Genomic DNA, 18,286 nt, shown 5'->3' on the forward strand with positions numbered 1-18,286 from the left:
TCCCTCTATCTAACTAAAATCTGGCGAAACTCTAAACTTCTTAAGCTCATCAAAGTCAAAACTGACTTCTTTACCATCATCAAGCTTTAGAGTAACATCATTGCCTTCAACTCTCTCAAGCACACCTTTAAATTTTGTTTGAGACCCAACTGGTGTTAAGGTAACTGCCTTAACATTAAATCCTATCAAAGCTTGTGCTTGAATAATATTAAAAATTTGGCGATTCATACCCGGAGAAGATACTTCTAGAACATACTTATCTGAGATAGGATCTTCCACATCAAAAATTGCACTTACCTCTTTACTTACAACCTGACAGTCATCAACTGAAACACCATTCTCATGATCAATAAAGATACGTATTGTAAGCTTACCAGTACCTACAACCTCTATTCCCCATAAAATATAGCCTAAATCAGCTGTGATGGGTTCTACTATTTCATACAAATCATCTAGTAACATTTTCACCCCTTAGATTTTGCATACCCTCTAGATAGCAAAAAGGCCCTTGAAGGGCCTTTATAAAATAAAAACTTTTGGTAGCGGGGGCAGGATTTGAACCTACGACCTTCGGGTTATGAGCCCGACGAGCTACCAAGCTGCTCCACCCCGCGTCTATGAGAATATATAATAACAACATTTCAGTAGATGTCAAGCCTTATAATAATCTCTTTTCTTAAATACTAAACTCTCTTATAGCATCTATCATAACTTTTACATTGTCAGGGTCAATATCAGGATATATTCCATGACCCAAATTTACGATATAATTATTCAGCTTATCTGACTGAATAAACTCCATACTTTTCTTAACCGTACTTCTGATACTATCAGGTGTGCCATACAAAAATGCCGGATCAAAATTGCCTTGCAGAACTTTACCTACACCTATCCTATGGCGTGCTTGATCTAGAGTTACACTCCAATCAACGCCAACCCCATTACATGACTTATCTTTAAACTCCTCAAAAAAGTTTGCCCCTCCTTTTGTGAAGAAAACTACAGGAACATTAGATTTCTGCTTCACATTTTTAGCAATATACTCCATATACTTTAATGAAAATTCTTTATATTGTTCTAAAGGTAGAATTCCTCCCCAAGTGTCAAAAATCATTAAAGAACTAGCACCGGCTTTGACTTGCTCAAGCAGGTAAATCACTGTTATATCCGCTAACCTTTGAAGAAGTGCGTGCATCAATTGAGGATTTGCATACATCATTTTTCTTAGTTTATTAAACTGTTTTGAGCCAGAGCCCTCAACCATATATGCAGCAAGTGTCCATGGACTTCCAGTAAAACCTATAAGAGGTACGTTTATAGCAGCCTTCGTAGTTCTAACAGCATTGTAAACATATTCCAAATCACCAACACTATCTTCTGCTAACTTTAACCTATTTAAATCCTTTTCTGACTCAATAGGATCAGAAAATACAGGACCAACTCCCTTGATAAATTTCAGATCCATACCCATTGCTTCAGGAATAGTTAAAATATCTGAAAATACAATTGCAGCATCAAGATCATATCTTTCTAGCGGGTGTAGTGCCACCTCACAACAAGCATCTGCATTGCGACACATATCCATAAAGTTCTCAAACTTTGATCTTACTGCACGATATTCTGGTAAATATCTACCAGCTTGACGCATTATCCATATCGGTGGTTTTTCTAATTTCTCATGCTTAAAAGCATCCAAAAACAACTTTCTCATATTTAAAATGTACCTTTAAATTTATTGTGAAGGACTATTTAAAAAACTTGTCCATTTTTCTGTAACCTATAGCTTCTTGGATTGCTAGTTTTTCAATTTTCTTGCATCCGCTTAAATCTGCTATTGTTCGAGCAACTTTGAGTATTTTATAGTACCCTCTGGCAGATAGTCCAAGCTTTTCTATAGCTAGTGTTAGCATTTTTTTACTTTCTTCATCAAGGTCACAAACCTCGTCTAACTCTTTACTTGTTAGCATTGAATTTATTTTACCTTGCCTAGTGATCTGGATATCTCTCGCTTTTTTAACTCGCTCCCTAATTATACTACTTTTTTCACCTCTTAATTCTTGATTTGTTAGATCCTCTTTTGCTAGCTCAAGAACCTCAACTTGTAAATCAATTCTGTCTAAAAGAGGTCCTGAAAGCTTACTTTGATACCTTTTAATTGATTGAATTGAATCTGAGCACTCTTTATACTGCGATCCTAAATACCCACACGGACAAGGATTCATAGCAGCTATCAATTGAAAGTTAGCTGGATACTCTACCTGACACTTTGCTCTAGAAATATTTACAACTCCCGTCTCAAGAGGTTCTCTTAAAACTTCTAGAACCTTACGGTCAAACTCTGGTAACTCATCAAGGAATAACACGCCATTATGAGCTAAAGATATTTCACCGGGCATAGGGTTGCTACCACCTCCAACCAAAGAAACACCTGAAGAAGTATGATGAGGATGACGAAATGGTCTTTTATAAAAACTTTCTGCTATCCCTGATTCACCTTTAATTGAAGCAATCATCGCTGATGAAAGGGCTTCTTTCTTATCTAATGGTGGCAAAATAGAATTAAGCCTACTAGCAAGCATAGTCTTACCAGTTCCCGGTGGACCAACTAAAAGAATATTATGACCACCTGCTGCTGCAATTTCCAAAGCGCGTCTAGCCTGATGTTGTCCTTTTACATCTTCTAAATCAGAATACAGTCTCTCAAAGTCAATTTCTTGTAATTGTTCTACCGAAGCTTTATCGTCACCAGATAAAAAACCTACGATTTCTTTTAGAGTCTCAAAAGAATAAGCACAAACATCTTCAACTAAAGCTATCTCTTTTTCATTATGAATAGGTATCACAAGTTTTTTGTTATTCGCAACACACTTAATTGCCATCGGTATCGCACTAGAAATTTTCCTAAGCTCACCACCTAGAGACAACTCTCCAGCAAACTCGAAATCTTCAACATTTCTAACAATATTTATTTGGCCTGATGCATATAAAATACCTAATGCTATAGGCAAATCAAACCTTCCACTACTCTTTGGTAGATCGGCAGGGGCAAGATTAATTGTGATACGTTTATTTGGAAAATTAAATCCCGAGTTTATGATAGCACTTCTAACACGATCTTTGCTCTCTTTGACAGCTGCCTCTGGTAAGCCTACTATCGATAAGCCAGGCAGACCATTTGACAAATGAACTTCTATCGAGACAAGCGGTGCTTCAATACCCAATTGAGCGCGACTTTTTAGAATTGCTAAAGACATCTCACTCTTTCTCAGCTATTAATTTATCCAACTTAGCTTCGATCTGCTCTAATTTTTGACGTGTTTTCAAAAGAATTTTTTTCTGTATTTCAAACTCTTCTCTACTCACCACATCAAGTTTTTTTAAACTTTTATTAATAACATTATCTTTCGAGTTTTTGATTACATCGTTGATAGGACCTAAAATTTCTTTCATAGAAAAATAGTATTAAATTATCTTTATATAAAAGTATAAAAGTTATGACAAGAATAGGCAATAAACTATTGAAACTTAAATAACGTTAGTAACTTGAGTAAGAACACCAAGAAGAAGCATTGGCATAATACCGAAGAATAAAAGAACTAGACCGTTGATACTTAGTGCTATAAGTGATGTCATTGGAGGCTTAACTGTCTCATTATTCTCTGGCTCATCAAAATACATAGTTCTAATAACTCTTACATAATAGAATGACGCCACAACAGCCATAAATAGCACAAAACATGCCAATACATAACTGCCATCATTAATTAAGCCCATAATAACAAATAATTTTGCTATGAAACCACCGAATGGAGGAATCCCTGCCATAGAGAACAAAACTATCAGCAGTATAAATGCTAACCAAGAGTCTTTTGTATTGAAACCTTTTAGATCTTTAAGATCTTGAACTTCATAACCGCCAACAGAGATTGTAGTTAACACCCCAAATGCTGCTAGAGTAGTAAAAACATAAACTATTACATAGAAGCTAGCTGCTGTTAAAGCATAGCCCTGTGGATTAAGTGTAGTAGCTAATAAAACAAAACCTATTTGTGATACTGTAGAATAACCCAAAAGTCTTTTAACGTTTGTTTGCGATAAAGCCACTAAACTACCAAAAAATATCGACAATATACCTATAACTCTGAATAAGTATATCCAAGAATCTTTAAGCGATGGAAAGCCTACAAATAAAATATTAACAAGCATAGCAAATGCTGCTACTTTTGGAATAGTCGCAACAATATTGGCAACGGCATTTGGCGCCCCCTGATAAACATCCGGCAACCACATATGAAATGGGAAAGCTCCTAACTTGAATAAGAAAGTTGCTATCATCATAACTAAACATACAAGTAAGAACTGCTGCTCTAAGCCTGTGAAATTTCCTTGTGAAAGTGCAGTTGCAATATCAGTAATATCAAGTTGACCTGTCATACCATATACAAATGACATACCAAATAACAATAAAGCTGAAGCAATAGCCCCTAATACGAAATATTTAATAGCAGCTTCAAGGCCTGTACTAGAAACTCTATAAATTGCTATTAGTGCATACATTGGTAATGACAATAACTCTAAACCAATATAAATTGTAACCAAACTATGTGCAGCTGTAAGAACCATCGCACCTAAGACACACAGCATCAAAAGTGTATAAAAATCACCATCTGATATTTTTCTATCTTTCACATACTCTCTTGAATATAGCGCCACGAATACTGCCAATACAAGTATCACTAATTGTAACGTATAAGCAAAACCACTGAATACAACTTGCCCCTCAAAAACAGAGCTACTATTTTGGATTAAGTACTCTTTAGCAAAAGTAGCAACAAGAGCAAGTAGCGTAAATACTTGAAAGAATATGTAGTTAATATTCCTAATTTTACCGTGTAAAAAAAGCCCAGAAAACATTACAACTATCACACCTAGTGCTAATAGTATTTCTGGCAATATATAAAGAATTGATAAACTCATAATCAAAACACCACCCTATAGAGATAAACCAACAATATTAGCCGAAGCAGCTTCTGAAAGATGCAGTATCGGCTCTGGATAAAAACCAAACAATAAAGTTGGTACCGCTAACAATATAAATACAAATAGCTCCATCTTATTCAAATCAGTCAGGTTCGCTACTTGCGTAGATACCACTTCTCCAAAAAACACCCTCTTATACATCCATAGAGTATAAATTGGCGCTATAACCAAAGTTAAACCAGCAATTAATGCTATTAATGGAGAGTACTGGAATACAGCCAACAAAATCATAAACTCACCGACAAAGCCACTAGTGCCTGGTAAACCTACATTAGCCATACAGAAAAGTAAGAAAAACATTGCGAATATTGGCATGGTCTTAGCCACACCTGAGAAATCTGATATTTCTCTTGTATGCATTCTTAAGTATAGATAACCAATACCAATAAACATACCACCAGAAGAAAACGCATGAGCAATCATCTGAAATACAGCACCCTGTAGTGCTAATTGCGCATTAGTTGTACCAAGTACAGGATCGGCACTCTTAAGTATGAAAATAGAGAACAAACCTAATGTAACAAGACCCATATGCGAAATTGATGAATATGCTATCAGTCTTTTGACATCAGTCTGAGCAACTGCAACCACACCTACATATACAATAGCTATCAAAGACATAATTATCAGTACGTATTCTAATGATGCTGTAACTTCAGGTAGCATTGGTATTGCGAATCTTAAGAAACCATAAGCACCTAGCTTAAGCATAAGTGCTGCAAGTATAACAGAACCTCCAGCTGGAGCCTCTGAGTGAGCATCTGGTAACCATGAATGGAACGGCCACATCGGAATTTTAACAGCAAAGGCTAAGAAGAAAGCACCAAATATTAACCATTGAGCAGTAAGTGTAAACTTAACAGAGTCTGCCAACCCATTTGACTGAGCAGCCCATGCAATAAAGTTTTGGATTGAATAGGTGTCTGCACTTACCAATAAGTCAGCTGGAGATGCCGCTACTCTTGTTTGAATATATAAAATCGCAGCTAGTAAAAATACCGAACCAAAGAAAGTATACATAAAATATTTAACAGCTGCATATGCTTTGTTCTTACCACCCCAAATACCTATACCTAAACAAGTTGGAATCAATAACGCTTCCCAAAAAACATAGTAAAGTATAGAGTCTGTTGCACAGAAAACACCATTTGTCAGACCACAAGTAATCAAAAATATCGCCATGTATTGTCTAACTTTTGTTTTGATAGAAGTCCAAGCTGCTAGAACAATAACTAAAGTAGCAAAACTTGTTAAAACAATAAATAAAACTGAAAACCCATCAACACCTAGACCATAATAAATATCATGCATGCCAAATACCTTGAACCATTTTGCTGATTCTTGGAACTGCATTGCAGAACTACTATAATCAAAAGATGCCACCAAAGGTATGCATAAAGCCAAAGTTAAACAGCTAAATACCAAAGCTACCCAACGTGCAGCATCACCATGCAACTCTTTTGTTCTTGTCGCTAATACAACAAAGCCACCAACTATTGGAAGCCAAATTATTAAACTTAATAAGTAATTACCTAAATTCATAATACTAGTTTACCCTCTACCTATACTGATATTAGCAAAATCATAAATAACAACACACCGACCATCATTACAAAAGCATAGTCAAACAGATATCCACGTTGAATTTTTCTAAAACTATCACCAGTATGATAGATCAGACTAGATGTGCCATGTACAATTGTTTTATCTATGATAAAGATATCTACTGCTTTCCATAGGAAAGTACTAATAGCCAAGAAGATATTAACAAATACAACATCATAAAGAGTATCAATAAAGTATTTCTTAACTAAAATATGATAAACAATACCAAACCCAGACTTAGCATTTGCAAGCACTCTTGGTATAACTGGCAACCATATATACAAAATATAAGCCAAAGCCAAAGCGCTAAAAGCTAACCAGAATGGTACTGTTGATATTGAATGTTTTATAAATGCTATAGAACTAGCTGTAGCAGGTTCACTAGCAAGATGAGCTGTAACAGATTCTCCACCTAGTCCTGCCTGAATATATGAAGTTATAGTATCACCAAATAAACCATGATTTTGCGATAAAATACTTGTGAAGAAATACTCTCCAACGAATACTGAAGGTATAGCCAATAATACCAGTGGAATTAGTATGCTAAACGGCGACTCTTTGATATGAGACTTCTCTTCTTCTGACATTCTCTCTTTACCATGGAATACCAAGAAAAACATTCTAAAAATATAGAAAGATGTCACAAATGCACATGCTAATACCATGTAGTACGCAAACTGGTGACCGTATACAGTCGTAGACTGCGCCGCTTCAATAATTAAATCCTTTGAAAAGAAACCTGAGAATGGCGGTAATGCTGCAAGTGCCCAAGCACCTATAAGCATACATAAATATGTAACAGGCATATACTTTCTTAAGCCACCCATTCTACGAATATCTTGCTCGTGATGCATCGCAACTATTACAGAACCAGCCGCCAAGAATAATAATGCTTTAAACATAGCATGCGTCATCAGATGGAACATTCCAATAGAAAATGCTCCTGCGCCCTGAGCTACCATCATATATCCAAGCTGAGAAAGTGTACAATATGCAATTACTCTTTTTATATCTGTCTGTACTATCGCAATTAAGCCCATAAACAAACATGTAATCGCACCAATAATAAGCACAAAACTTAGTGCAGCAGGTGATAGTACAAACATTGGAGAAAGTCTAGCAACCATAAACACACCCGCTGTAACCATTGTTGCAGCATGGATTAATGCCGAAATAGGTGTAGGACCTTCCATTGAACCTTCTAACCATGAATGTAGCGGAAATTGTGCAGATTTACCCATCGCACCAATAAATAATAGCGAGCACATCAATGTAACAGGGCTGAAGCTCAAACCTAAGAAGTGAATAGTTTGAGTATTATCAATATTTGATAAAGCTGCAAATACCGTTGTATAGTCAACAGATCCAGTATATAAAATAACCGCCCCAATACCTAACAAAAAGCCTAAGTCACCAATCCTATTTACGATGAACGCTCTCAAGCTAGCAACGTTAGCCTTATCTCTATTAAAATAAAAGCCAATTAATAGGTATGAAAATAAACCAACACCTTCCCATCCAAAAAATAGCAATAAGAAGTTATTGCCCATAACTAGGCAGAGCATTGCAAAGGTAAATCCTGAAATATATGCAAAAAATCTTGCATAGCCTTCTTCACCTTTCATGTAACCAATAGAGTAAACATGTACTAATGTTGATACAAAAGTTACTATCAACATCATGTATACAGTTATTTTATTTACAGTAAAACCAACATCAAATGTAAACTTATCTGAAATCGGAGCCCACTGATAATAACTTACAGAATAAACTTCTGATCCAGCAAAAACACCATAGGCTAAAATTACACTAAGGACAAAAGAAAGACCACATAAAGAAATTGTAAAAAAGTTAACACCTGCATTCTTTACAGACTTGCCACCAAATCCAGCAATCAGAGCACCAAGCAATGGTGATAACACTATGACTGCTATTAGTACAGCTGCTACTTGAGTATTTATTATCATAGCTTGCTCTTAACCTCTTAGTGTATTGAGTTTACTTAAATCAATAGTTTTACGTTTCCTAAATATTGCCACAACAATTGCCAAACCAATTGCTGTCTCAGCTGCTGCCACAGCCATTATAAAGAAAACAAAAACGCCACCCATCGCTTGATGGTGCATATTAGCAAATATCAGAAAATTAGTATTAACTGCTAGAAGCATTAATTCTATAGACATTAAAAGTATAAGAATATTTCTTCTGTTAATAATTATGCCCGCAACACTTATTACGAATAGCAATGTACTAAAAATCAAACCATTCGTAACCGAAACTGAAATACTATTCATCTCTAGCGCCCTCTCTATTACTTGGTATCTTAACCATAGTTAGACGATCTTTTGCTCTAACTTTGACCTGTTGTGCAGGATTTACAGACTTGTTACCTTTACGCTTAGATCTCAATGTTAGTGTAATTGCTGCTGTCATTGCTGCTAATAAAATAAAATCAACCAACTCAAATACATATAGATTGCTATTATCAAACATAGTTAATCCTATAACCTTAAGTCCACCAACACCACCTTGCATAGAGTCTCCTGCGAATACTTTAGTAGCGGCATAGCTAATCACTGTAGCAAATATTGCACAAACTATAATAGCTGCAAAAGCATAGAAGAATCTCCCTACTCTACCTTGTTTCTCTACGTGTAGATCCAACATGAATACCACGAATAAAAACATTACTAGAACCGCACCTACGTATACGACTATCAACAATAATGCCAAGTATACTTGCTGAAAAATTATCCATACAGCTGCTGTAAAGATGAATGTGAAAATCATTGCTATTACAGAGTTTACTGGATTATTTGCCAAAACCAGCACTAAAGCAGAAATAATAGCCAGTGATGCAAATATGTAAAATAAAATATCTGTTACTACCATTTCTTTACCTAAAATCCTTATCTTGTAATCTATCAGCTGCTATCTGCGCTTCATACTTATCACCAATAGCTAAAAGCTTAGCCTTTGTCATAATATTTTCACCACGTTCTTCAAAGTGATACTCAAGAATATTAGTCTCAACAATAGAATCCACAGGGCATGATTCTTCACAATAACCACAAAAAATACACTTAAATAAATCTATTTCATAACTAGATGTTCTACGTGATCCATCCTCTCTCTCAGTAGAGTTGATTGTAATTGCTAATGCTGGACATACAACCTCACACAACTTACAAGCAATACATCTTTCTTCACCGTTCTCATAACGTCTTAAGGCATGCAACCCTCTAAACCTATTAGAGATAGGAGTTTTCTCATCAGGATATTGCACAGTAACCTTACGTGTAAAAAAGTGCTTACCTGTGACCTTCATCCCTTTTAGAAGTTCCCAAAGTAGAAAGGTTTTAAAAAAACTTGTTATATTTCTCATAATATTATCCTTTTTACCACCAAGGTCCTACACCAAACCTAACCATACAAGCCACTACTACAACCCAAACAAATGTTAAAGGTATAAATATCTTCCAGCCTAAGCGCATAATTTGGTCGTATCTATATCTAGGGAATGTCGCACGCACCCACAAGAACATAAACATAAATATACCCGTCTTAGCAAACAACCATACAACTCCTGGCACAAAGTTAAATATAGCTTCTAAAGGAGTAGCCTCAAATGGTGAACACCAACCTCCCAGAAACATGATTGAAGTTAAAATACTAATCAAAATCATATTTGCATACTCTGCTAAAAAGAATAGTGCAAATCTAGATCCTGTATACTCAATATGATGACCAGCAATAATTTCCGACTCACCCTCAACCACATCGAAAGGTGCCCTATTAGTCTCAGCAATACCTGCGATAAAGTACACTACGAATAATGGGAACAAAGGTATAAAGTACCAATGCCACAGACCTCCGGCTTGCGACTCAATAATGCCTGTTATGCCCATAGAGCCAGCCGCAATTACAACACCAACTATTGCAAATCCCATAGCTAATTCATAAGACACAACTTGAGCACCTGCTCTGAGGGCACCAAACAAAGAGTATTTACTATTGGATGCCCACCCTGCTATTACAATCCCATATACTGAGAAAGATGTCATTGCCAATATATATAACAATCCAAGATTCATATCGGACAACACTACACCTTTCGAAAAAGGAATAACTGCCCATGCCGCATAAGCAGGTGCAAATGCTAAAATCGGTGCTACAAAAAACAAATATCTATTTGAATTAGTCGGAACAACAATCTCTTTAAGAAAAAGTTTCAAAGCATCAAATATCGGTTGCAATAATCCAAATGACCCTACTCTATTTGGGCCCAATCTATCTTGCATATATCCTATAACTTTACGCTCAGCATAAGTATAGTAAGCAACCACAAGTATAAGAGGAATAACTATTAGCAATACATAAAGCACTGTCCATAATATATATGCTAGCATACTACTTTCCCTCCTTCACAAGCTTAATACTTACATTATCACCTGATAAAAATGGCTTATACAATGATCTTGGTATCATGATATTTTTAGCTTGTAAACTAGAGTCAACCGTAACCTCTGGAGTTATCTCATTATCAATATCATAAACCTTTACAACACCAAACTTAGCATTTAAACCTATTTCATCTGCTAGTTCCTGTGATATTCTAACACCAGCGAAACGCTTGGCATCATAGGTTTTTTGTAAAGGTTCTGCTCTTCTAAGTAAGCTACTCGTACCGTACATAGAATTTGATGCTACAAGTGCAATTTCTTTCTGATAATCTAAATTTGCATTAAGAATCTGAGCCACATGATTAACACCAACTCTAGCTCTATGAGCATAAGCATCAGTAGTCACTTCTGATATAGAATTATATTCAAAACCATCTAACTCAAGTAAATTACCAATAACTCTCAAGACACGCCATAGCTCTTTATTATCAGCATATGGTTTTACTACTTGCTTGAACTCTTTAGTATTGCCAAATAAATCAACAAAACTTCCGCTTGTTTCATAGTGAGTCGCCACAGGCAAAATAATATCTGAAATATCTTTTGTAAACTTATCGGCAAACGCTGAGAAACTAACAGTTATATCAATACCTTCAAATGCTTCTCTCAATTTTTGCTCACCATACAAGCTATCCTTCGATAGCTCAGTATGAGCAGCAAATAAAAGCTTGGTGTTTGTTTGTCCATTTAGACACTTATACGTACTAAATTTAGACTTAGAAGAACTAAATATTCTCTCAGCAGCGACGGAATTAACATCACTAGCTAACACCCCACCTTTTACACCAATAACTTTTTCCAGTATCTCCAAAATACTGAATACTGTTTCAAAGCCGCTACTGTTAACAATATCTTGGCCAACTATAATTTTCGGATTTTCCGCTGCAACAATTCTATCGGCGGTCTCTCTAACCTCCGCTGCTGGATCAACCTTTCTTAGAATCACATCCAAGTCGCCGTATGGTAGGTTTGCCCTTACAAAAATAGCTTTTAATAGAGATAGTGCAATATATTGAATGTTATCAGCAGCTAGTTTGACTTGTTTAACATCATAGTTAAAATCATAATCACAAACATTCCAAGCAACTACCTTGGCATTATTTTTTTCTACAGCATCTTTAACCGCAATATTAACTAGTGGATACTCTTTTCTAATGTTTGACCCAAAAACCAAGATAAAATCACTTTCACGAATATCTTCTAACGAACAATTAAAGCCTTTACCAGCACTAATTCCTGGTATATCGGCATACTGCCTTACTCTACCATCAATGTTAGTAGATCCAACACTTGCCAATAGCTTTTTCATCAGATACATTTCTTCAGAAGTAGCAGACTCAGACACGATTGCCGATATTGCATCGACACCATCTTTTTCTTTAGTTTTTTCAATAGCTACTTTAACAAAGTCTAGCGCCTCTTCCCAAGACACTTCAACCCAACCACCAGATTTCTTGATCATTGGTTTTTCAATTCTTTCTGGGCTATATAATCCTGTAAATTCAAATCTATCTCTATCTGCTATCCACGTTCCAGTTATCTCATTCTCTCTAGGAACAGTTCTGACAATTCGATTTTGATAGATATGTGCGTTAATCTCTGTGACTAAAGCATCTCCTGAAGATACTGTAGGGAGCTGTTTTAGCTCCCATGCTCTAGCTTTAAACCTAAATGGCTTAGACGTCAACGCACCAACAGGACAAAGATCAATCACGTTTCCAGAGACTTCTGAATCGACCATATCTCCTGAAATATATGTGCTAATGGCAGAGTGATCTCCTCTACCCATCACACCCAACTCTTTAACTCCAGCTACTTCTTCACCAAAACGAACACAGCGCGTACATAAAATACATCTAGTCATATCCGTAGCGACCAAAGGACCCAACTCAGGATCCTCAACAGCTCTTTTTGATTCTAAATATTCAGAAGTCGTATTGCCGTATCCCATAGCAATATCCTGAAGTTCACACTCCCCACCCTGATCGCAGATTGGGCAATCTAACGGATGGTTTATCAGTAGAAATTCCATCACATCTTTTTGCATCTGTAAAGCTTTCTCAGAGCGAGTCTTGACCTTCATCCCATCCATAATTGGAGTAGCACATGCAGGGGATGCACGTCTAGCACCCTCTACATCGACCAAACACATTCTACAGTTAGCAGCTACAGATAGCTTTTTATGATAGCAAAACCTAGGAATATAGATACCATTAGCATCTGCTACTTCTATTATTGACTGATTTGGCAAAGCTTCGTAGTTTTTACCATCAATCTCTACATTTATTTTTTTGGATTCTTTATTGTCTGACACTGAAATACCTCAATCAACTATTGATCCACTATACTCTTACCACCATTCTCAATCATATACACAAACTCATCTCTAAACTTATGTATATAACTTTGGACTGGCCATGCTGCAGCATCTCCAAGACCACAAATAGTGTTACCTTCTATGTTTGTTGCTACTCTCACTAAAGTATCAATATCTTCAGGCTTTCCTTCACCAGCAACAATCCTGTGTAGCGTACGAGCCAACCAGCCAGTACCTTCTCTACACGGTGTACACTGACCACATGACTCTTCATAATAAAAATCTGCTAGCCTAGCCAATGTCTTGACCATACAGGTCGTTTCATCCAAAACAACAACTGCACCGGATCCAAGCATCGAACCAGCCTCAGCAATGGATTCATAATCCATAGTAACATTAAGCATCTCCTCACCTGTAAGAATTTTAGAAGAGCTTCCGCCTGGTATCACCGCCTTTAGCTTATGTCCATTACGAACACCACCGCACATTTCTAAGACATCTCTGAATGGAGTGCCTAGACCTATTTCCATGACTTTTTGATGCTTAACATGACCAGAAATACAAAAAAGTTTAGTACCACCACTTTTTTCAGTCCCAAGACTTTTGAACCATTCTCCACCATGCTGTAAAATTGCTGGTGCAGACGCATAAGTCTCTGTGTTGTTTATATTCGTAGGTCTTCCATAAAGACCTTTGAATGCAGGAAATGGTGGTTTAAATCTTGGACGGCCTTTTTTGCCCTCTAAAGAATTAAGCAACGCCGTCTCTTCTCCACATATATAAGCTCCAGCACCAACTGCTGAGTATAAGTCAAATGAAATACCAGAAGACTTAATATTTGAACCTAGCAACCCTGCTTGATAAGCCTCTATCAAGGCATCCTCAAACCTTGCAATAGGTTCGTAAAATTCTCCTCGCGTATAGTTATAACCTGCAGTAGCGCCAACTACATATCCAGCAATTGCCATACCCTCTATTAACTGATGAGGATTATTGCGCATTATTTCCCTATCTTTGCAAGTCCCAGGCTCACCTTCATCAGAATTACATACAACATATTTCTGCCCCGGTGTATTGCGTGGCATAAAGCTCCACTTAAGACCAGTAGGAAAACCAGCACCACCACGACCTCTAAGACCTGATATCTTGAGCTCTTCAATAATTTGCTCAGGTGGGATCTTTTCTGTCAAAATCTTATTCCAATAAGAATACCCACCCACCGATAAGTAAGACTCTAAGCTGTACGGCTTATCTAGATGCAGGGTACGAAAACAAACTTCATTTGCCATATATAACTACTCCAACGAATCAATTATTTGATTCACTTTTTCTATAGTTAGATTTTCATAAAAAATCTTATCAACCTCAAGCATAGGCGAGCCACAACAAGCCCCCTGGCATTCAACTTCTTTTAGAGTTATGCGACCATCTTTCGTAGTCTCTCCAGGTTTGATTCCTAGTTTTTTCTCAATATGCGCCAATATATCATACGCACCATTTAACATGCACGAAACATTCGTACATAAATTCAATTTATGTCTACCCACAGGCTTTAATTCATACATACAGTAAAATGTAGCGACTTCATAAACATCAACTTTACTAACTTGCAAGTACTCAGCAAGAGCAGTTTGCAAGTCATCAGTTAAATAACCACCATTTTGGTCTTGTAAAATATGCAACCCTTCTAAAATTGCAGATCTACGCTGATCTGCCGGGAACTTACTCAAAACTCTATCTATATCTTCTTTCGCTTGTGGCGATATCAAATCTACTAAAGACATCTTTTTCCTCTATCTATCTACATCACCAAACACAACATCTATTGTAGAGATAATCGCTGGAGTATCTGCCAACATATGCCCTGACAACAATTCATCCATAGCACTTATGTGAGTAAATCCTGGCGCTTTCATCTTAAGCCTATAAGGCTTATTCGCTCCATCAGACTTAATATACACACCGAACTCGCCTTTAGGATGCTCAGTACCAACATAAACCTCTCCCTCGGGAGTACAATAACCTTCAGAAAAAAGCTTAAAATGATGAATAAGCTCTTCCATATTATTTTTCATTGCATTTCTTTTCGGAGGCGCAACTTTGTGGTTATCTGAAAGAACTGATCCTGGATTAGCTCGCAACCAATCAACACATTGTTTGATTAACTTATTAGATTCACGCATCTCTGCCATTCTAACAAGATATCTATCATAACAATCACCATTAGCGCCAACAGGAATATCAAAATCAAGCTTGTCATATACTTCATAAGGCTGAGATTTTCTAAGATCCCAAGCAACACCACTCCCCCTCAACATAGGTCCAGTGAAACCAAGCTCAACCGCTCTTTCTGCTGTAACAACACCAATATCAACAGTTCTTTGTTTCCAAAGCCTGTTATCTGTTAAAAGCGTGTCTATCTCATCTAGAGATTTATCAAAATCAACAACAAAAGAATCTAAAAAGTCCAACATACTACCTTGTCTGTTAGCATTGATTTTTTTGGTTTTTCTTTTGCTTGTAAATCTAGTTTGCTTATATTGTGGCATTTGTGTTGGTAAATCTCTAGCAACACCTCCTGGTCTAAAATACGCAGCATGCATACGAGCACCAGAAACAGCTTCATAACAGTCAAACAAGTCTTCTCTAACCCTAAAGGCATATAGAAATACTGTCATAGCACCCAAGTCGATACCACACGCAGCAACCCAAAGCAAATGGTTAAGAATTCTTGTCATCTCGGCGAACATTACACGGATATACTGAGCTCTTTCAGGAACTTCAAGTTCTAAAAGCTTCTCGATCGCCATTACGTAAGCATGCTCATTACACATCATCGAAACATAATCTAGCCTATCCATATAACCAATACTCTGATTATATGGCTTAAACTCAGCAAGTTTCTCTGTCCCTCTATGAAGTAAGCCAACATGCGGATCAGCTCTAACGACTGTCTCTCCATCTAGCTCTAAAATAAGTCTTAGAACACCATGCGCAGCAGGATGGACTGGACCAAAATTTAGTGTATAGTTTTTATACTCTGCCATTGTTACAAACCCATAATTTTATTGATTGCGAATCACTCTTGGCGCATTGACCCTATCATCGATCTCTACAGGTTCATAAACAACCTTACCAAGATTTTCATCATAACGCATCTCCACATAACCTGTCTGAGGAAAATCTTTTCTCAGAGGGTGGCCTACAAATCCATAATCAGTAAGGACCCTACGTAAGTCTGGATGATTATTAAAATAAATCCCAAACATATCATAAACTTCTCTCTCAGCCCAATTAGCTGAAGGCCACAGATCCTCAACCGAATCAACCATAATAATTTGAGCATCTCTCAGCTTACATTTCACACGAACTCGAACATTATTAGCCATACTTAGCAACTGATAAACAATCTCGAATCTGTTATTAACATCAGCGGTCTTAAAGTCTTGCTGGCGCCCTCTCGAAAAACCTGTTTGAGAGACAACCTTACCTACCTGCCAGTCTGACTGACCATAAGTTAAATAATCAACTACCGTAATGTCAGTAAGTTGCTTAAAATGATACTCTTTCTTAAGCTTTTTTAGGACAAGATGTATATCACGCCGATCCTTTATAGAGACATTAATCTCTCCATAAGAAATACGACATTCAACACCAAAGCCGTTTAATATCTTTTCTACATTATTAAAATGATCTTGTAACTTAGCATTCACGATCACTTCCTCGCTATAGTGTCTTTTCTAATAATTTTATTCTGCAACTGTATAATCCCGTAAACTAAGGCTTCTGCAGTTGGAGGACAACCAGGAACATATATATCTACAGGAACAATCCTGTCACATCCTCTCACCACAGAGTAGGAATAATGATAGTACCCCCCACCATTTGCACACGAACCCATAGAGATTACCCACTTAGGATCCGGCATCTGATCATACACTTGACGTAGTGCCGGAGCCATCTTATTACAAAGTGTACCAGCAACGATAAGAACATCCGACTGCCTAGGAGAAGGCCTAAAAACAATACCAAACCTATCCAAATCATACCTAGCAGCACCAGCATGCATCATCTCAACCGCACAGCAAGCCAACCCTGTAGTTACAGGCCACAACGAGCCCGTACGCACCCAATTTATAAGCGCGTCAGCACTTGCAGTTATAAAACCTTTATTTTCGTTACCTATTCCCACTCCAGAGCTCCTCTCTTCCAGGCATATATTAAACCTAAAAATAGTACCACTAAAAATATAATCATCGCAAAGAAAGCGTGATCTGAAATAGCTGGCATTCCAGCACTAGCTCTCAAATTTATACCCCAAGGAATAATGAACGCTAACTCTAAATCAAACACTAAAAATAGTACCGCAATTAGATAAAAACGAACATCTAGCTTTTCCCTAGCGTCACCAAAAGTAGGAAAACCACACTCAAATGTTTCTCCTTTTGTTGCACTTGGGTTGTTAGCACCAACAATCATTGACAAAATCTTACCGATCATTGCAAATGCCACACCCAAACCAAAAGCTATTATGAGGAATATAAGTATAGGTGCAAATTGTGCGTAAATATTAGTATTCATAAGAAAGATTGATTTAAAATCACCAGTCTGACAATGATATCACAATTACATATCAATTACAAAAACCTAAAACATACATAGTAAACAAGGATGAAAGCCACAAAAATAACAATCTTCAAACCTACTTCTATTATCATAATTATAAATATTATTAGAAATCAACTCCTGAAGGCGTATCTTCACATTTAAAAATAACGTTGACTCAAGATAGACTGATGATAAAGATTTCTCTAAAACTTTGTCTATTAATACACTTATAAACATCTTAACTCTTGATATA

18 protein-coding genes and 1 tRNA gene are annotated in these 18,286 nt (G+C 36.8%); all 19 read right to left on the reverse strand.

The genetic code is table 11. The features are described from left to right. Positions 1–9 precede the first annotated feature (9 nt). Positions 10–462, reverse strand: a complete 453-nt coding sequence (gene rimP / locus F3D59_RS06110; RefSeq protein ID WP_150464187.1) for a ribosome maturation factor RimP — start codon at positions 460–462, stop codon at positions 10–12. 75 nt (positions 463–537) lie between these two features. Then, positions 538–614: transfer RNA gene (locus F3D59_RS06115), tRNA-Met, on the reverse strand. A 62-nt stretch (positions 615–676) separates the two neighbouring features. Then, positions 677–1,711, reverse strand: coding sequence for a uroporphyrinogen decarboxylase (gene hemE / locus F3D59_RS06120; protein ID WP_150464188.1), 1,035 nt, complete (start codon positions 1,709–1,711; stop codon positions 677–679). A gap of 34 nt (positions 1,712–1,745) precedes the next feature. Then, positions 1,746–3,254, reverse strand: a complete 1,509-nt coding sequence (locus F3D59_RS06125; RefSeq protein WP_150464189.1) for a YifB family Mg chelatase-like AAA ATPase — start codon at positions 3,252–3,254, stop codon at positions 1,746–1,748. Between the two features lies 1 nt (position 3,255). Further along, the gene (locus F3D59_RS06130; protein WP_150464190.1) at positions 3,256–3,450 is read right to left on the reverse strand and encodes an accessory factor UbiK family protein; all 195 of its coding nucleotides are present in this window, start codon (positions 3,448–3,450) and stop codon (positions 3,256–3,258) included. A gap of 75 nt (positions 3,451–3,525) precedes the next feature. Beyond that, positions 3,526–4,977, reverse strand: a complete 1,452-nt coding sequence (locus F3D59_RS06135; protein WP_150464191.1) for an NADH-quinone oxidoreductase subunit N — start codon at positions 4,975–4,977, stop codon at positions 3,526–3,528. Between the two features lie 15 nt (positions 4,978–4,992). After that, positions 4,993–6,582 (reverse strand): NuoM family protein, encoded by a 1,590-nt coding sequence (locus F3D59_RS06140; RefSeq protein WP_004286963.1) that lies wholly within the window; start codon positions 6,580–6,582, stop codon positions 4,993–4,995. Between the two features lie 20 nt (positions 6,583–6,602). Next, positions 6,603–8,612: an NADH-quinone oxidoreductase subunit L gene (gene nuoL / locus F3D59_RS06145; RefSeq protein WP_149368889.1), complete on the reverse strand. Its 2,010-nt coding sequence runs from the start codon at positions 8,610–8,612 to the stop codon at positions 6,603–6,605. 9 nt (positions 8,613–8,621) lie between these two features. Further along, on the reverse strand, positions 8,622–8,939 hold the full coding sequence (nuoK, locus tag F3D59_RS06150) for an NADH-quinone oxidoreductase subunit NuoK (RefSeq protein ID WP_004286961.1): 318 nt from the start codon (positions 8,937–8,939) through the stop codon (positions 8,622–8,624). Continuing rightward, complete coding sequence (locus F3D59_RS06155; protein ID WP_013922313.1) at positions 8,932–9,537, reverse strand: NADH-quinone oxidoreductase subunit J; 606 nt, start codon at positions 9,535–9,537, stop codon at positions 8,932–8,934. Before F3D59_RS06155 ends, nuoK begins: the two co-directional genes overlap by 8 nt. A gap of 4 nt (positions 9,538–9,541) precedes the next feature. Then, positions 9,542–10,030, reverse strand: coding sequence for an NADH-quinone oxidoreductase subunit NuoI (nuoI, locus tag F3D59_RS06160; protein ID WP_012280348.1), 489 nt, complete (start codon positions 10,028–10,030; stop codon positions 9,542–9,544). A gap of 13 nt (positions 10,031–10,043) precedes the next feature. Next, positions 10,044–11,054 carry an NADH-quinone oxidoreductase subunit NuoH gene (nuoH, locus tag F3D59_RS06165; protein ID WP_146420918.1) on the reverse strand — a complete coding sequence of 337 codons (1,011 nt, stop codon included), beginning with the start codon at positions 11,052–11,054 and terminating at the stop codon, positions 10,044–10,046. A 1-nt stretch (position 11,055) separates the two neighbouring features. Beyond that, a complete protein-coding gene (nuoG, locus tag F3D59_RS06170; RefSeq protein ID WP_150464192.1) occupies positions 11,056–13,422 on the reverse strand; it encodes an NADH-quinone oxidoreductase subunit NuoG in 2,367 nt (788 codons plus the stop codon). 17 nt (positions 13,423–13,439) lie between these two features. Then, entirely contained in the window at positions 13,440–14,714 is a 1,275-nt protein-coding gene (nuoF, locus tag F3D59_RS06175) for an NADH-quinone oxidoreductase subunit NuoF (protein WP_150464193.1), read from the reverse strand. A gap of 6 nt (positions 14,715–14,720) precedes the next feature. Continuing rightward, on the reverse strand, positions 14,721–15,209 hold the full coding sequence (gene nuoE, locus F3D59_RS06180; RefSeq protein WP_014550282.1) for an NADH-quinone oxidoreductase subunit NuoE: 489 nt from the start codon (positions 15,207–15,209) through the stop codon (positions 14,721–14,723). Positions 15,210–15,218: 9 nt separating this feature from the next. Further along, a complete protein-coding gene (locus F3D59_RS06185; RefSeq protein WP_013922308.1) occupies positions 15,219–16,472 on the reverse strand; it encodes an NADH-quinone oxidoreductase subunit D in 1,254 nt (417 codons plus the stop codon). 18 nt (positions 16,473–16,490) lie between these two features. Further along, a complete protein-coding gene (locus tag F3D59_RS06190; RefSeq protein WP_191092444.1) occupies positions 16,491–17,138 on the reverse strand; it encodes an NADH-quinone oxidoreductase subunit C in 648 nt (215 codons plus the stop codon). A gap of 2 nt (positions 17,139–17,140) precedes the next feature. Continuing rightward, positions 17,141–17,617, reverse strand: coding sequence for a NuoB/complex I 20 kDa subunit family protein (locus tag F3D59_RS06195; protein WP_003017394.1), 477 nt, complete (start codon positions 17,615–17,617; stop codon positions 17,141–17,143). Then, complete coding sequence (gene ndhC, locus F3D59_RS06200) at positions 17,608–18,006, reverse strand: NADH-quinone oxidoreductase subunit A (protein ID WP_013922306.1); 399 nt, start codon at positions 18,004–18,006, stop codon at positions 17,608–17,610. Before ndhC ends, F3D59_RS06195 begins: the two co-directional genes overlap by 10 nt. Between the last annotated feature and the right edge of the window lie 280 nt (positions 18,007–18,286).

The organism is Francisella sp. XLW-1, assembly GCF_008711455.1.
Lineage (GTDB): Bacteria > Pseudomonadota > Gammaproteobacteria > Francisellales > Francisellaceae > Francisella > Francisella salimarina.

What these genes read in the sequence shown, in the direction of transcription:
- nuoE (WP_014550282.1), bottom strand. Translation starts at nt 15,209, where the DNA reads ATGTCTTTAGTAGATTTGATATCGCCACAAGCGAAAGAAGATATAGAT.
- ndhC (WP_013922306.1), bottom strand. Translation starts at nt 18,006, where the DNA reads ATGAATACTAATATTTACGCACAATTTGCACCTATACTTATATTCCTC.
- nuoF (WP_150464193.1), bottom strand. Translation starts at nt 14,714, where the DNA reads ATGGCAAATGAAGTTTGTTTTCGTACCCTGCATCTAGATAAGCCGTAC.
- nuoI (WP_012280348.1), bottom strand. Translation starts at nt 10,030, where the DNA reads ATGAGAAATATAACAAGTTTTTTTAAAACCTTTCTACTTTGGGAACTT.
- F3D59_RS06135 (WP_150464191.1), bottom strand. Translation starts at nt 4,977, where the DNA reads ATGAGTTTATCAATTCTTTATATATTGCCAGAAATACTATTAGCACTA.
- F3D59_RS06140 (WP_004286963.1), bottom strand. Translation starts at nt 6,582, where the DNA reads ATGAATTTAGGTAATTACTTATTAAGTTTAATAATTTGGCTTCCAATA.
- nuoL (WP_149368889.1), bottom strand. Translation starts at nt 8,612, where the DNA reads ATGATAATAAATACTCAAGTAGCAGCTGTACTAATAGCAGTCATAGTG.
- rimP (WP_150464187.1), bottom strand. Translation starts at nt 462, where the DNA reads ATGTTACTAGATGATTTGTATGAAATAGTAGAACCCATCACAGCTGAT.
- nuoK (WP_004286961.1), bottom strand. Translation starts at nt 8,939, where the DNA reads ATGAATAGTATTTCAGTTTCGGTTACGAATGGTTTGATTTTTAGTACA.
- nuoH (WP_146420918.1), bottom strand. Translation starts at nt 11,054, where the DNA reads ATGCTAGCATATATATTATGGACAGTGCTTTATGTATTGCTAATAGTT.
- hemE (WP_150464188.1), bottom strand. Translation starts at nt 1,711, where the DNA reads ATGAGAAAGTTGTTTTTGGATGCTTTTAAGCATGAGAAATTAGAAAAA.
- F3D59_RS06185 (WP_013922308.1), bottom strand. Translation starts at nt 16,472, where the DNA reads ATGGCAGAGTATAAAAACTATACACTAAATTTTGGTCCAGTCCATCCT.
- F3D59_RS06155 (WP_013922313.1), bottom strand. Translation starts at nt 9,537, where the DNA reads ATGGTAGTAACAGATATTTTATTTTACATATTTGCATCACTGGCTATT.
- F3D59_RS06130 (WP_150464190.1), bottom strand. Translation starts at nt 3,450, where the DNA reads ATGAAAGAAATTTTAGGTCCTATCAACGATGTAATCAAAAACTCGAAA.
- F3D59_RS06125 (WP_150464189.1), bottom strand. Translation starts at nt 3,254, where the DNA reads ATGTCTTTAGCAATTCTAAAAAGTCGCGCTCAATTGGGTATTGAAGCA.